Source organism: Methylomonas sp. LL1 (genome assembly GCF_015711015.1).
In the GTDB taxonomy this organism is placed as follows: Bacteria; Pseudomonadota; Gammaproteobacteria; order Methylococcales; family Methylomonadaceae; genus Methylomonas.
Genome location: NZ_CP064653.1, coordinates 3,542,069 through 3,556,405, shown reverse-complemented (window position 1 = coordinate 3,556,405; position 14,337 = coordinate 3,542,069). Strand labels below are relative to the sequence as shown.

Sequence of the window (14,337 nt, the reverse complement as noted above, 5' to 3'; positions counted from 1 at the left end):
ATAATAAGCGCTAATTGTAGACTAATTACGAATAAGCGGAAGGTACGCGCGCATCATAAACTAAATGCCGTATTGTTGACGATAAGCGCGGATAACCGGTAACTTGTCGGCAAAATGGCTGTCGTGTTCGATGAACTCGATGATTTCGGCTAAGGAAATGATAGCAATCACCGGGATGCCGAACTGCTGGGAAACCTCTTGTACGGCGGACAGTTGATTTTGGCCTTTTTCCTGCCTATCCAGCGCTATCACGACACCGGCCACCGTTGCATTCGCCGCGCGGATGATCTCGACCGATTCCCGTACCGAAGTACCGGCCGTGATGACGTCGTCCAAAATCCAGACTTTGCCTTGTAATGGCGCGCCGACCAACATGCCGCCTTCGCCGTGATCCTTGGCTTCCTTGCGGTTGAAGGCGAAAGGGATATCGCGATGCAGGCGTGAATAGGCAATCGAGGTGGTACTGACCAGTGGAATACCCTTATAGGCCGGACCGTACAGTACATCGATTTCAACCTGGGCATTGATCAAGGCCTGGGCATAGAATTGCCCCAGTTTATCCAGTTGGGCACCGGTGTTGAACAAGCCGGTGTTAAAAAAATAAGGACTGATGCGCCCGGATTTTAATTGAAATTCGCCAAACTTAAGCACGCCGCAATCCAGGGCGTAGTGGATGAACTGGTTTTGATATTCAAGCATATAAATATTATCCGGTCAGACAGGCTGGGCATTATAACCCGCGCGATTTCATGGAATGAACTTTTCCAGAATTTCATCGAGAAAGTCCCAACCTTGTTCGGAACAAAACACCTGCTGCTGGTGTTTGATCAACAAGCCCTGATTCAGGCATTCGGTTAGGGCGGGTTCCAATGTTTCGGGGGCTAAGCCGGTCAAGGCCCGGTAATCGTCCAAATTAAAACCTTCCTTCAGGCGCAGATGATTCATGACAAACTCCAGCGGCAATTGCTCGATGGAAATCGTTTCCCGGCTGGATGAATTCGCCCCAAACAAAGTCGAAGGATAGTCTTGCTTCAAATATTGCTCCGGGCTTTTCGGTTTGGCGGTGCGAATGATGTCGCGCGGTAAAGTCCGGCTGATCTTGCCGTGAGCGCCGGCACCTATGCCCAAGTAGTCGCCGAATTGCCAATAATTGCGATTATGCCGGGATTGATAACCGGGCTTGGCATAGGCCGAAATCTCGTATTGGCGATAGCCGTTCCGTGCAAGTATTCGCTGACAGGCTTTTTGCAGTGCAAAAATACTTTCGTCTTCCGGCAGCTTAGGCGGGAATTTATAAAAATAAGTGTTGGGCTCCAGCGTCAGCTGATAAAACGAAATATGGGTCGGCTTCAGCGAAATTGCGGTATTAATATCCGCCAAGGCTTCGGCCTGGGTTTGTGCCGGCAAACCGAACATCAAATCCAGATTCAGATTGTCGAAACCCGCCCGCAACGCAATGTTTACGGCATTAACCGCCTGCTCGGCATCATGGATACGCCCCAACGATTTCAAATGCCTATCATTGAAGCTTTGTATGCCTATCGATAAACGGTTGATGCCTAGGTCACGGAAGGCCTGGAATTTAGCGCTCTCGAAAGTGCCGGGATTGGCCTCCAGCGTGATTTCGCAGTTCGAACTCAAGTCGGCCAGCTGTTTCACCCCGGCCAATAACTGTTGCAAGGCGGCCGGAGAAAATAGACTAGGCGTACCCCCACCCATAAAAATGCTGTGTATGCTTGGTGGCGTATCGAACAAACTTAAGTCGGCGCGCAGATCGGCCAGCAATGCCGCCACGTATTGCATTTCCGGAATGCCGGTTTTAACCGCGTGCGAATTGAAGTCGCAATACGGGCATTTTTGGATACACCAGGGGAAATGGATATAAAGACTCAGCGGCGGCAACAGTTACTCCTTACCAAGCGCCGATATTGGCCATGCTGATCCAAGGTTCTTGCGGCGCTAATGCCGCGCCTTTTTGCAATAATTCGATCGATATTTGATCCGGCGAGCGAATAAACGCCATCCAGCCATCGCGTGGCGGGCGGTTGATGGTGACGCCTTGATCCATCAGTGTTTGGCAAACCCGATAAATATCGTCCACTTCAAAGGCCAAGTGACCAAAATTACGGCCGCCGCTGTAATCTTCGGGATCCCAGTTATAAGTCAGTTCCAGCAGCGGCGCATCGCTTTCACCGGCTTGCGGGAGGTCGGCCGGCGCGGCCAGATAAACCAGGGTAAAGCGGCCCGCCTCGCTTTCCATGCGGCGTACCTCGGCTAAGCCTAGCTTGTTGCAATAAAAATCCAGCGATTCGTCCAGATTTTTAACCCTGACCATAGTGTGTAGATAACGCACGATAATATCCTCCGGTGTTAAATTTACCGTATTATCGGTGAAAACCGTCGCCGGCAAAAATGCCGATGACATAAACAGGAGGTGTAATTCACTCTTTGTCGGCAATTTTGCGGTAAATCGATGGTGCAACCACCCGCAAATCGTTTTTCATGCCATTCAGCGATTCGGAATGACCGACAATCAAATAACCGCCGGGGCGCAAGTAGGCCTGCATGCGCTGAACCAGGCTCTCTTTGGTCGGAATATCGAAATAGATCATAACGTTGCGTAAAAAAATGACGTCGAACCGGCCCAGGTTCGGCAGCTTGTCATTCAGATTGGCGTGGATAAATTTGACGTGTTTGCGCAAGGCCGAATTTATCAGAAAAAAACCGTCGTAATCTCCGCTACCTTTCAGACAGTACTTTCTCAATAAAAGGACCGGTATTTTTTCGGCGCAGCTTATTGGATATAAACCCTTTCTGGCCTTTTCCAATACCCTATAGGAAATATCGGTACCGATAATTTCCCATTGCCGCGTCTTGCAATATTCCGCCGCCAACATAGCCATCGTATAAGCCTCTTCACCACTGGAGCTGGCCGCGCTCCAAAAGCGTAACGGCCGGCCCGCCGCTAGCCGAGGAAAAACTTGCCGCGTCAAAAACTCGAAATGCCTGGGTTCCCGAAAGAAATAGGTTTCGTTGGTTGTCAGCAGATCGATAGCTATCGACGTTTCCCGTTCGAACCCTGGCTTGCCAATTAATCGGAAATATTCGCCATAACTGGACATGCCGTGATGACGCAAGCGTTTGTCCAGCCGCCCCGATACCAGCGCGCGTTTGCTATCGTTCAGCGCAATGCCGGCCGTTTTATACAAATATTCTCTTATCCAGCAAAACTCGTGTTTTTGCAAAACCGGCGGACCGTAGGTTTCCGGTTGAAATACAGATTCGGATAGCAACATGTTCGGTGCCTCCTAGAACCGACCGAATTTACCGCCGACGCTACTGCGATCGAATGCCAATAATATGGCGGATTTCTTCTTGCCGGTTTTCGGCACCGAAAATCCCGAATCGCCCTTGGCGAGGCTGATATTGAAAAAGCTCATCAGGTTTTGCAACTGTTCGGCCTGATCGGTCATTTCCTCGGCGGTGGCAGCCAGTTGTTCACTGGCCGCCGCATTTTGTTGAGTAATTTGGTTCATCTGGTTCATCGCGAGGTTAATCTGATTGACGCCCGCCGATTGTTCCCCCGATGCGGCGGAGATTTCCCGCACCAGACCCGAGGTTTTGACGATGCTGCCGACAATATCATCCAGTAACTGACCGGCGGTTTGAGCCGTTCTGACACTGGTTCCGGCCAGTTCGCCGATTTCCTGGGCCGCCAGTTGGCTACGTTCCGCCAGTTTGCGCACTTCGGCGGCCACCACCGCGAACCCCTTGCCTTGATCGCCCGCCCTGGCCGCTTCGATCGCGGCGTTCAACGCCAGCATGTTGGTCTGATAGGCGATGTCGTCGATGATACCAATCTTGCCGGCTATGCTTTTCATCGCTTCCAAGGTTTGCTTGACCGCGGCGCCGCCTTCGCCGGCTTCCCGTGTAGCATTACCGGCCATGCCATCGGTGATTTTGGCGTTCTCGGCATTTTGATTGATGCTGGCCGACATCTGCTCAATACTGGAACTGGCTTGCTCGACACCGGCGGCCTGTTCGCTGGAGGTTTGCGACAATGACTGCGAGGTGGCGCTGATTTGTTCGGACGCATTACTCAGTTGCTCCGCGGCGCTGATGACTTCGGCAATGGTTTGCGAGAGTTTGGCAATGGTTGTGTTGACGGTGTTCTTGAAATCGCCGAGCTGCCCCTGGTAATTGCCGCTTACACTATGCGTCAGATCGCCTTGTTCCACTCGGGCCAACACCTCCACCACCTCATTGATAGGCTGTATCACGCTGTCTAGGGTATCGTTGAAACCCTGAATGATTTTTCCGTAGGCACCCTGATGTTGACTAGCATCCGCGCGCGTGGTCAACCGTCCTTCAAGCGCTGCAATCGAAAGGGTGCGCACATCGGCGCGCATCAAATCAATAGAGTCGATGCAGGTGTTGAGGTTGTTTTTGATGATGTTGAAATCGCCGTTGTAGGAATCAGTGATTTTAGCTGGGATCCGGCCCTTGGCGATACTGTCGACATAATCGGCCGCTACGTTGAGCGGCCCTATCACCGCATCCAGCGTGGCATTGACGCCTTCGGTGATCTTGCGGTAATCGCCCCGATGCCGGCCGGCATCGGCGCGCGACTCCAACCTGCCTTCCACCGCCGCCTTGGACAACTCGGCCATATCGTCAACCAGCGCCTGAATGGCAAATACCATGCTTTTCATCGCCGCCATCACGCTGGCGGCATCGCCGGGCTTCAGATCGATCCGGGTAGTCAGGTCGCCGGCGGCAATTTTATTGGCCAGCGTGGCGACGAAATCCGGCTCTCCGCCCAACTGCCTAGTCACGCTACGCGTGATCGCAAAACCGGTCAATAGTGAGATAACAACAGCGGCAATAATTATCGCGATAGTCAGCTTCAGCGTATCGCGATATTCAGCCGAAGCGGTTTGATAGACCTGCTCGGCTACCCTGAGTTGTAATTCGATCAATTCGGTGACCTTGCCGCCGATAGGATCGATATTCGCGTATAACGGCCCGTCGAATACCGCCAATTGTCCCTGAATATTCCCGGTTTTGCCGGATAGAGCCGATACCAGGTGCTGAATATCCCGGTTGGCCGCATCGAACAACGTTTTAGCTTGTTGCGCCAGCCTTTTTTCCTCCACCGTCAACTCGGTAGCCATATAGGCATCCCACTCTTGTTTAATCAGTCGGTCGGCATCCTGAATGCTCTTTAGTGCATCCTCCGCGTTCATAAGACCGGCATTGGTTTTATTAACGGCGTCTATCACGCTGACCGCATAGGCATCCGCGATGACTTTAAGCCCTTTCAACGGTAGTACTCGGTCTTCATAAACCGTTTTCAAACCCTGATTTGCCGATTTCAAATTGCCGACGCTATTGATACCGGTAGTAATCAGGAAAAACAGCGCAATCAGAAACCCTAAGCCGATACGTACCCCTAATTTCATGTTGTTAAACATAACCCCCTCCCTTGTTAGCTCTTCCGTTCAGTTGCTAATCTTGATGGTGGCAACCAATCGGCCCTGAAATATGATCCGGCCGGCCATGGCTTACAGGTTCTTTTTTGCACCCGGTTACAAGCCCGCTTCTTTCTTCAACGCCACAATAGCCTTACAGACCTCGGCGGATACCGAGGCATACCGGCTACCGTTCTTCAGCATGGTTTCAGCCACGGCATACTGCTCGCTATTAATGAATTCGGCCACCTTGCCGGCCTCGCGGTGGAAAGCGGCATGTTTCTTTACACAATCCGAATAACCGCCCAGTTGCCGATAATCGCGCCTGGCCTTGCCATGCAGCCATTTGCCAAGTTTGCAGCAGTCGTCGCGGCTGATGGTGGCGCTATCCATGTGTTCTCTGAATTGGCACGCATTGCCCAATTTGGTTTTCCATTCGCCATGCGCCTGGATGGCTTCATTCAAGTCGATATCAATCTCCGCTCCGGCCATGCCCGCGTTGGTATGCTGTCCGATCTTGAAAAAACTCATCAACGTTTGCAGATGCTTGGCCTGGCCTGTCATTTCCTCGGCGGTGCTCGCCAGCTCTTCGGCGGTCGAGGCGTTTTGCTGCGTGATCTGGTTCATCTGGTTCATTGCGGTATTGATCTGTACCACCCCGGAGGATTGTTCCCGCGACGCGGCAACGATTTCCCTTACCAGGGTCGAGGTCGTGGCGATGTTGGGTACGATGGCATCCAGCAGTTGCCCGGCATTCTCCGCGGTACTGACACTGGTTTCCGCCAGTTGCCCGATTTCCCGGGCCGCGATCTGGCTGCGTTCGGCCAGTTTGCGCACCTCCGCCGCCACTACCGCGAAGCCTTTGCCGTGATCGCCGGCGCGAGCGGCTTCGATCGCGGCGTTCAGGGCCAACATATTGGTTTGATAGGCGATGTCATCGACAATACCTATTTTATCGGCGATAACCTTCATCGCTTCCACGGTTTGTTTCACCGCCTCGCCGCCTTCGATAGCCTCCTTGGAGGCTTTGCCCGCCATGCTGTCGGTGACTTGGGCATTCTCGGCATTTTGCTTGATGCTGGATACCATCTGTTCGATACTCGAGGTGGTTTCCTCGACGCCGGCCGCCTGTTCGGTGGTTGCCTGAGATAGGGATTGCGACGTGGAACTGATCTGGCCGGAAGAATTGCCCAACTGGTCGGCCGCGTCGACGACTTCTTCCATGGTGTGTGATAGTTGCGAGACTGTGTTGTTGACGGTGTCCTTAAAATCGCCGAGCTGGCCTTGGTAGTTACCCTTGACGCTATACGTCAAATCGCCTTGTTCGACCCGAGCTAAAACCTCTATGACTTCGTTGATTGGCAGAACAATACAATCCAGGGATTGATTGATGCCTTTTACCAATTTATTCCAGTCCCCGGAAAACATCTCGGCATCGGCGCGTTTATCCAGTTCGCCATCGCTTGCCGCCTGAATGATGATGTCGATCTGGGCCTGCAAGTCGCCCATTAGCTTAACCAGGATGTTGAGATTATCGCGAATGACCCGGTATTCGCCCTTGTAATCGGTCGTGATAGTGGCGGGGATCATACCCACGGCAATTTGATCGATATAGACCGAGGCTAATTTGACCGGTTCGGCAATGGTAGCGATAGCCTGGTTGAGGCCGGCAACCAGTTTGCGGAAATCGCCATGGTATTGATCCGAATCGGCCCGCGCATCGAGTTTACCCACCGAAGCGGCTTCTATCAGGTTATCGGTATCAAGCAGCACGCTTGTTAGCGTATCGCTCATCCGTTTCATGGCGGCCAATAACTGGCCGATTTCGTCCTTGCGGTTGATGTCGAGGCTATTGCGAAAATCGCCCTCGGAAATACGATTGACCACTTCCAGCGCATTCCGTAGCGGCCGAGTAATCGCCGAGGTGATGCTTGCCGACAGTACGGCCATCAGTACCAAGGCCAGCAGCATCATGACTCCGATAATGGCCTTGGCATTATCCAATGCCTCGCCAAATTCTTGAGTCGACTGGCTGAATTGTTTTGCGGACAGAATTTGCAACTGTTCGAATGCGGCATAAATAGGTTTGTCCGCGCCCTTGATGCCCGTGTCCAAAGCCTCGATGTTAGCTCCATCGCCCCGCAATTGAACCAGTTTTCCCATATCCGCCAGATAGGCATCCGCCGCCGCATCGATCTCTCGGAGCAATGCGCGCTCTTCGTCGGTGGTTTTGGCAATGGCTCGATAGGAAGCGACAATGCGCTTGAGGGCTTCGATATCAGATGAGAATTTCCGGTCGTATTGGGCGCCGCGCAGCAGATAGTTTTTGAAATGGTGAATCGCATCGCCCAGGGTACGGTTGCCATTGGCGATCAAGTCCTTCTTGACGATGTCATTGTTTTCGAAGCTATGCCACTGTGTGTCGGCCTTGTCCAAAGTTAGAAAGGAAAACCCTCCAATTGCCAACAGAATCAAGATAGCCATGCCATAACCAAGGCCGAGCTTGGCTGCAATTTTGATATTTTTCATGCTTTATTCCTTCCCCTCTCTGACGGATGCGCTTCATTCATCAAGCCTATAACTCAAGTTCAGGATCATCCGACTCTCTCCATCTTATGTTGCGGGATGAATCGGATCGGGTACTTCGAAATAAATTGTGCCTATTTATTCCGGAGCGGCAAGCCTATCGCCGCTTTTGCCTAAAGCCACCATCTCTTCCACCGACAAGACCTTATTGACGTCGAGCAGTATGATGAAGCGGTCGTTGCGTTTGGCCATGCCGTTGATGAATTCCGGCCTGATGCCGGCACCGAAACTGGGCGGAGGCTCTATGTCTTGCCGGGCTATATCGATCACTTCGTTGACTGCGTCGACAATGATGCCGATATCCTGCTGATTATCGGCGGATTGACCAACTGTTTCGACGATGACAATACCGGTGCGCTTGGCAATCGAGGTATTGCCTTTACCGAAACGCGCCATCAGATCGACTACCGGCACCACGCTACCGCGCAGGTTGATTACGCCACGCACGCAGGCCGGCATCATCGGCACTTCGGTCAAATTGCCGTAATCGATAATTTCCTTGATGTGCAAAATCCCAAGCGCATAGACCTCGCTGCCGAGCACGAAGGTGAGGTATTGGCCGGCACCGGCAAGCCGGTTTTCCGCCAGCACGGCCGGTAATTGGTCGTTAGTTGCGATGACTGACATGATCCGCTCCTAGAAACGTTCAAATTTGCTTGCATTAATGTCGCCATCGCCGCCGACACGGTTAACCTGCAAAATCTGTTTGGGTCTGTCGGCTTTTTTATCGACTTTCGTACCGGAATGTCTAAAGCCGGATTTACTGTCCTGGCCGATTTTGAAAAAGCTCATCAGATTTTGGAGTTGTTCGGCCTGGCCGGTCATTTCCTCGGCGGTGGCCGCCAGTTGTTCGCTGGCCGACGCATTTTGCTGAGTAATCTGGTTCATCTGGTTCATCGCGGTGTTGACCTGCCCGACTCCGGCCGATTGCTCCTGTGAAGCAGCGGCGATTTCTTGCACCAAATCGGAGGTTTTGGCGATGCTGGGCACGATGGCATCCAGCAATTGGCCGGCGCTTTCGGCGGTTTTGACGCTGGTTTCCGCCAACTCACCGATCTCCTGGGCCGCCACCTGGCTGCGTTCGGCCAATTTGCGCACCTCGGCCGCCACCACCGCGAAACCCTTGCCGTGATCGCCGGCACGAGCGGCTTCGATAGCGGCATTCAACGCCAGCATATTGGTTTGGTAGGCGATATCGTCGATGATGCCTATTTTGCCGGCGATGCTTTTCATTGCTTCCACGGTTTGCTTGACGGCGATGCCGCCTTGGCTGGCTTCCTGCGAAGCCTTGCTGGCCATACCGTCGGTGACCCTGGCGTTTTCGGTATTCTGGTTAATGCTGGCCGCCATTTGCTCGATGCTGGAACTGGTTTCCTCGACGCTGGAGGCCTGCTCGCTGGAAGCTTGCGACAGGGATTGCGAGGTGGCGCTGATTTGCTCGGACGCATTGCCAAGCTGATCGGCGGCGCTGATCACTTCGGCGATGGTTTGCGAGAGTTTGGCGATGGTGTTATTGACAGTGTCCTTGAAGTCGCCGAGCTGGCCTTGATAGTTGCCCTTGACGGTGCGGGTCAGGTCGCCTTGTTCCACCTGCGTCAACACTTCGACCACTTCATTGATCGGCAACACGATGCCATCCAGGGTTTTATTGATGCCGGCCACCAATTGATTCCAGCCGCCCTGAAACATGTCGGCGTTGGCGCGTTTATCCAGCACGCCACTAGTGGCGCCCTGAATGATGACATCGGTCTGCGCCAGCAGATCGCCCATCATCTTGACCAATGTGTTGAGGTTATCCCGGATTACTCGGTATTCGCCCTTGTAGTCCGTGGTGATATTGGCGGGAATGATGCCCTTGGCAATCTGGTCGACATAGCCGGAGGTCACTTTCAGTGGTTCGGCAATGTTGGTAATGGTATCGTTGACTCCTTGTACCAATTTGCGAAAATCGCCTTGGTATTTGTTGGCATCGGCACGGGTTTCGAGTTCGCCGACGGCGGCGGCCTTGATCAATATATCGGTGTCGGCCAGTACGCCTTTCAGCGTGTCGGTCATGGCTTTCATCGCCGCCAGCAACTGGCCGGTTTCATCGCTGCTGTTGACCTGAATATTGGAAGACAAATCGCCGGCGGCAATTTTTTGGGCGGTATCCATCGCGGTGTTCAGGGGTACTGTGATGGAGCGCGTCACCCAGAATGCAATACCGACGCCCATGACGATGGCGATACCGCCCAACAGGAACATCAGGCTGCGCACCTCGTTATAGGCCTCCTCGGCGGCCTTGTCATCGGCTTCGTTGTTCTCGATCTGACGTTGCAGATTGTCATCGATGGCCTCCTGCCATTTATTGGTCAGCGGCGCGGCGGTTTTTATCAGTAACTCGGTCGCTTCGGCATTTTTATTGGCCAGCGCCAGTTCGATGACCTTGTTGTTCACTTCGCGGGCTGCCTCGGCCGCGTCGTCGATGGCTTTCCTGATCGCCTGGCCTTTTTCACTGGCCGGAAACTTTTCCAGCTCCTCTCTGGCTTTGTTATAGGCGGCTCGCGCCTTATCGATTTTTTCCTTTTCCGTCCGCATCTCGTCATCCGTTGTCACCAAAATGAGGGTCCGAATGACACGCGTAACAATATGGGTATTCTCGGCCATGGTATTGCAAAGGGCGGTTTTAACGTTGTTTTCATCCAGGACTTTATCCAGCTTGCCATTGATAGTCGACAAGCCACCGAGGCCTTCATAAGTCAAAACCACCATCAACAGCAACACCACGGCAAACCCTAGGCCGAGTCGCATCCCGATTTTCATATTTTTAAACATGTTTCTTCTCCCGATCAATGACAGAGGAACCAACAAACCCTCGTGATGAATCCTAACGGGCGGATCGCTTATGGGCGTTCGCCCTACATCCTAGCGGGGCAACTTAGGATTCCGTCAAAAATAAGTTCCCGATATTCGAATATCCTGTAGGCTGAATTCTTTCGCCCAGGGCGATTAAAATCGCCCCTACAATCAATTCAAGGAAATTATTTCCAACCAAATCCTAGTCACCGCCCCCAAACGTTTGCCTGTATTTAGCGCTAAATCGAAATATTCGGGACGGGATACGCATTCCGTCCCGCGTTGGCATTAACCCAACTCAGCCGGCTGCGGAACCTTGTTCTTGCTGTCTAAGCATGGTCGGAACATCGATAATCAGCGCGACTTCGCCGCTACCGAGGATGGTCGACCCACCGATACCCTGTACGTGGCCGAACAATTTGCCCAAGGGTTTGATCACGGTTTGCAGTTCTCCCATCAATTTGTCGACCACCAAGCCGGCTTTCAGGTCGAGATGCTCGACGACGATGACGTTTTGCCGCCGCGCCAATCCGCCACTTTTACGGAACAGATTGCGCAAGCGGATAAACGGCAACACTTCGCCACGCAGTTCCATGTAGTCACGGTTGTCGTCGACCGGCAGCTCCACGCATTCCACCACCCGATCCAGCGGAATCACATACGAGGTATCGCCGACGCCGACCAGGAAACCGTCGATGATCGCCAGCGTCAGCGGCAGATGGATGCGTAGCGTGGTGCCTTGGCCGGGCAGGCTGTCGACATGAATAATGCCGCGCAATTCGGTGATGTTGCGTTTGACCACGTCCATGCCGACCCCACGTCCCGACAAACTGGACACCTGGTCGGCGGTGGAGAAACCGGGTTCGAAGATCAGCGCGTAAATTTCCTGGTCGCTGAGCGTTGCTCCCGCTGGTATCAGTTCGCGTTCGACCGCCTTGGCCATGATTTTATCGCGGTCCAATCCGCCGCCGTCGTCGCCGACTTCGATCACAATGTTACCGGAACTGTGATAAGCGTTGAGCCGCAAGGTGCCTTGCACGGGTTTGCCGCGTTCGGCGCGGATCTCCGCGCGTTCGATGCCGTGGTCCATCGCGTTGCGCACCAGATGCATCAACGGATCGCCGATTTTTTCGACCACCGATTTATCGACTTCGGTTTCAGCGCCGCTGATCACCAGCTTGATGTCCTTGCCCAGTTCCTTGCTGACATCGCGTACCACGCGCTGAAAGCGGCTGAAGGTGGTACCTATCGGCACCATCCGCAATTGCAACGCGCTGTCGCGCACTTCCTCGACCAGGCTGATTACGCCGGCATTGGTTTCCTGTAAGGCTACATCGCCAATTTGCTGAGCACGCAGGCTGGCGGCGGCGGTGGAAATCACCAATTCGCCGATCAAGTCTATCAATTTGTCCAGGCGTTCGGCGTCGACCCGGATGCTTTGGTTTTCGCGGGCTTTAGTATCCTTAAGCTGTTTTTGTTTTTCCAGCGCGGCATCGATCAATGGCTGCTGTACCACTTGCTGATCCACCAGAATTTCGCCGATGCGGGCGTTTTCCGGCAAGGTTTCAGCTTGAGTTTGTTGCGTTTTCAGACCTTGTTCCAGTTCGCGTTGGGTAATCACCCCGCTTTTGATCAGCAGTTCGCCGAGTTGGGCGTTGTCTTCCGTTAGCGACTCGATCAGTTCGACGTAATAGGGGATACGATTTTCCAGCGGCAAGATGTGAATGTGGCTGCCGTCGCGGACGAAATCGAATGCCCTGTCGATGGTTTCCTTGCTCGCATCGCTTTTCAAGATAATTTCGAAACCCAGGTAACTGTTTTCCGGGTTCATATTCTCCGCATCCGGTATCGAATGGCTGAGGGTTGCTATATGCACGATTTCGCCCAAGGTTGCCAGATAGCGAATAAACGACAAGGGATCCATGCCATCGCGCAGGCTGTTTTCGCCGAATTGCAGGAATAGATGCCAGTTACCGGCTTCGATAACCCCTCCACCGACGGCCTCGACCTTGTCGTCAGGCTGGGCAACCGCAGTTACGCTGCTGTTCGGCCTGGAATTCAAAAAAGGCTGTAATCCGTCCAGCAGTTGCCGGCCGGCGGCTGTCAGCGTAGAGTCTTCCTCGGTTTGGCCGTCGGCAACGCAGCCTATCAACACGGAAATATGATCGCGGCAAGGCAGTAGCGCGGCGACCAGTTCCGAGGTGACCGACAATTTACCGTCGCGCAAGCTATCGAGCACGCTTTCCACCACATGGGTGAAGGCGACGATATGATCCAGCCCGAACAGACCGGCGGAACCCTTGATGGTGTGAGCGGTTCGAAATATGGCATTAATGCGTTCGGCGGGATCCGGGTCTTGTTCCAGGCCAAGTAATCCGTCTTCCATATCCTGCAATAGTTCGAGACTTTCGACGGTGAAGGTTTTAAGCGCATCGCGCATTTCCGCATCGAAGTTCATCCTGATTACTCCTGGCCGCGGGTCAGCATAACCTGATCGCCAAACGAGCTGGTGAGATTGGCAAGCTCCAATGTCTCCAGCACGGCGTTGCTGTGCATCACAAAACTCAGGCTTTTTCCTGCTCGAGCGGCTTCGCGCTTCAATAAAATCAGTAGTTGCAGGCCCGCCGTGTCGATTTCGGTGACAGCCGCAAGATTGAGCTCCAGCTCGTCGGCGGATTTCAAAAATTCAAGTAAATGAGGTTTCCGCTTGGCTGCGGTAAAAATGGTTAATTCGCCATCAATAGCCAGGGTTTGCATTTGCGTACTCCTGAATTAAGGTTGAAAGCGCATAAGGCAAAAAGCTGAAGCCGCTTTGGTCGTGCGCCTTATATTTGCTTTTACCACAGAATAGGTGTGGCAATTGTCGCGCAGTATTTTCTATGTGGAATGATTTGTCGGTCAAGTTTGGCCTCTTGGTCGCCCGGTTACGGGTATTCAACACGAGTAGCGCAATGAACTTGTGCCACGCCATTTTTGGCATCCTTGACTGCAGTCACTATAGTCCATGTTAGACATTTGGACATAAAAATGTCAGCTAAACTTTCTGGTCGATCCATCTTAATCGAGGGTGAAACCGCCTTTATCCTAGCCGACAGATTGACTCGCTCAAGTCAAAACGATGCCGATGTCAGATATAAGCTGTTCGTCCTCAAGTTCCTTGTAATTAGGACAATTCAAGAACTCCAACTTAGTTATTTGTCGGATTATTCAGAAGTTGGTCCTATCAACCGGGCACAAGAGCGGATATTCAGAGCCAAGGAGGCACGCTGGAGTCTGGATTTGCTTGGCGGTCTACGACTCCGGCAATCCATTTTCCCTAGAGGGCATGCAGGTATGGCAATTTAAAAAGATACCCTGACTAAGCTGGTAACCGTCAATTGAACATCGGGAAGTTAATTTTGGTGAACTCCTCAACATATAAAATAGACAAATCGAAACAACACAA

The 14,337-nt window shown here is 52.9% G+C and carries 11 protein-coding genes; 1 reads left to right on the top strand and 10 read right to left on the bottom strand.

Features of this window, described 5'->3' with window-relative positions:
• Positions 1 to 60: 60 nt before the first annotated feature.
• From pyrE to IVG45_RS16535, 10 genes are all read right to left on the bottom strand, one after another.
• Positions 61 to 699, bottom strand: coding sequence for an orotate phosphoribosyltransferase (pyrE, locus tag IVG45_RS16590; protein ID WP_196434905.1), 639 nt, complete (start codon positions 697 to 699; stop codon positions 61 to 63).
• A 48-nt stretch (positions 700 to 747) separates the two neighbouring features.
• Positions 748 to 1,902, bottom strand: coding sequence for a radical SAM family heme chaperone HemW (hemW, locus tag IVG45_RS16585; protein WP_196434904.1), 1,155 nt, complete (start codon positions 1,900 to 1,902; stop codon positions 748 to 750).
• Between the two features lie 10 nt (positions 1,903 to 1,912).
• Positions 1,913 to 2,353, bottom strand: coding sequence for a VOC family protein (locus tag IVG45_RS16580; protein ID WP_196438063.1), 441 nt, complete (start codon positions 2,351 to 2,353; stop codon positions 1,913 to 1,915).
• Positions 2,354 to 2,441: 88 nt separating this feature from the next.
• Positions 2,442 to 3,296: a CheR family methyltransferase gene (locus IVG45_RS16575; RefSeq protein ID WP_196434903.1), complete on the bottom strand. Its 855-nt coding sequence runs from the start codon at positions 3,294 to 3,296 to the stop codon at positions 2,442 to 2,444.
• A 12-nt stretch (positions 3,297 to 3,308) separates the two neighbouring features.
• Complete coding sequence (locus tag IVG45_RS16570) at positions 3,309 to 5,474, bottom strand: HAMP domain-containing methyl-accepting chemotaxis protein (protein WP_230874619.1); 2,166 nt, start codon at positions 5,472 to 5,474, stop codon at positions 3,309 to 3,311.
• A gap of 114 nt (positions 5,475 to 5,588) precedes the next feature.
• Positions 5,589 to 8,000, bottom strand: a complete 2,412-nt coding sequence (locus IVG45_RS22700; protein WP_230874618.1) for a methyl-accepting chemotaxis protein — start codon at positions 7,998 to 8,000, stop codon at positions 5,589 to 5,591.
• 135 nt (positions 8,001 to 8,135) lie between these two features.
• Entirely contained in the window at positions 8,136 to 8,684 is a 549-nt protein-coding gene (locus IVG45_RS16550; RefSeq protein WP_196434902.1) for a chemotaxis protein CheW, read from the bottom strand.
• A gap of 9 nt (positions 8,685 to 8,693) precedes the next feature.
• Positions 8,694 to 10,871 carry a methyl-accepting chemotaxis protein gene (locus IVG45_RS16545; RefSeq protein ID WP_196434901.1) on the bottom strand — a complete coding sequence of 726 codons (2,178 nt, stop codon included), beginning with the start codon at positions 10,869 to 10,871 and terminating at the stop codon, positions 8,694 to 8,696.
• A gap of 319 nt (positions 10,872 to 11,190) precedes the next feature.
• Entirely contained in the window at positions 11,191 to 13,350 is a 2,160-nt protein-coding gene (locus tag IVG45_RS16540) for a chemotaxis protein CheA (protein ID WP_196434900.1), read from the bottom strand.
• A gap of 5 nt (positions 13,351 to 13,355) precedes the next feature.
• The gene (locus IVG45_RS16535; protein ID WP_196434899.1) at positions 13,356 to 13,649 is read right to left on the bottom strand and encodes an STAS domain-containing protein; all 294 of its coding nucleotides are present in this window, start codon (positions 13,647 to 13,649) and stop codon (positions 13,356 to 13,358) included.
• 270 nt (positions 13,650 to 13,919) lie between these two features.
• On the opposite strand from IVG45_RS16535, the gene IVG45_RS16530 reads away from it, so the two are divergent.
• A complete protein-coding gene (locus tag IVG45_RS16530) occupies positions 13,920 to 14,237 on the top strand; it encodes a hypothetical protein (protein WP_196434898.1) in 318 nt (105 codons plus the stop codon).
• Positions 14,238 to 14,337: the final 100 nt, after the last annotated feature.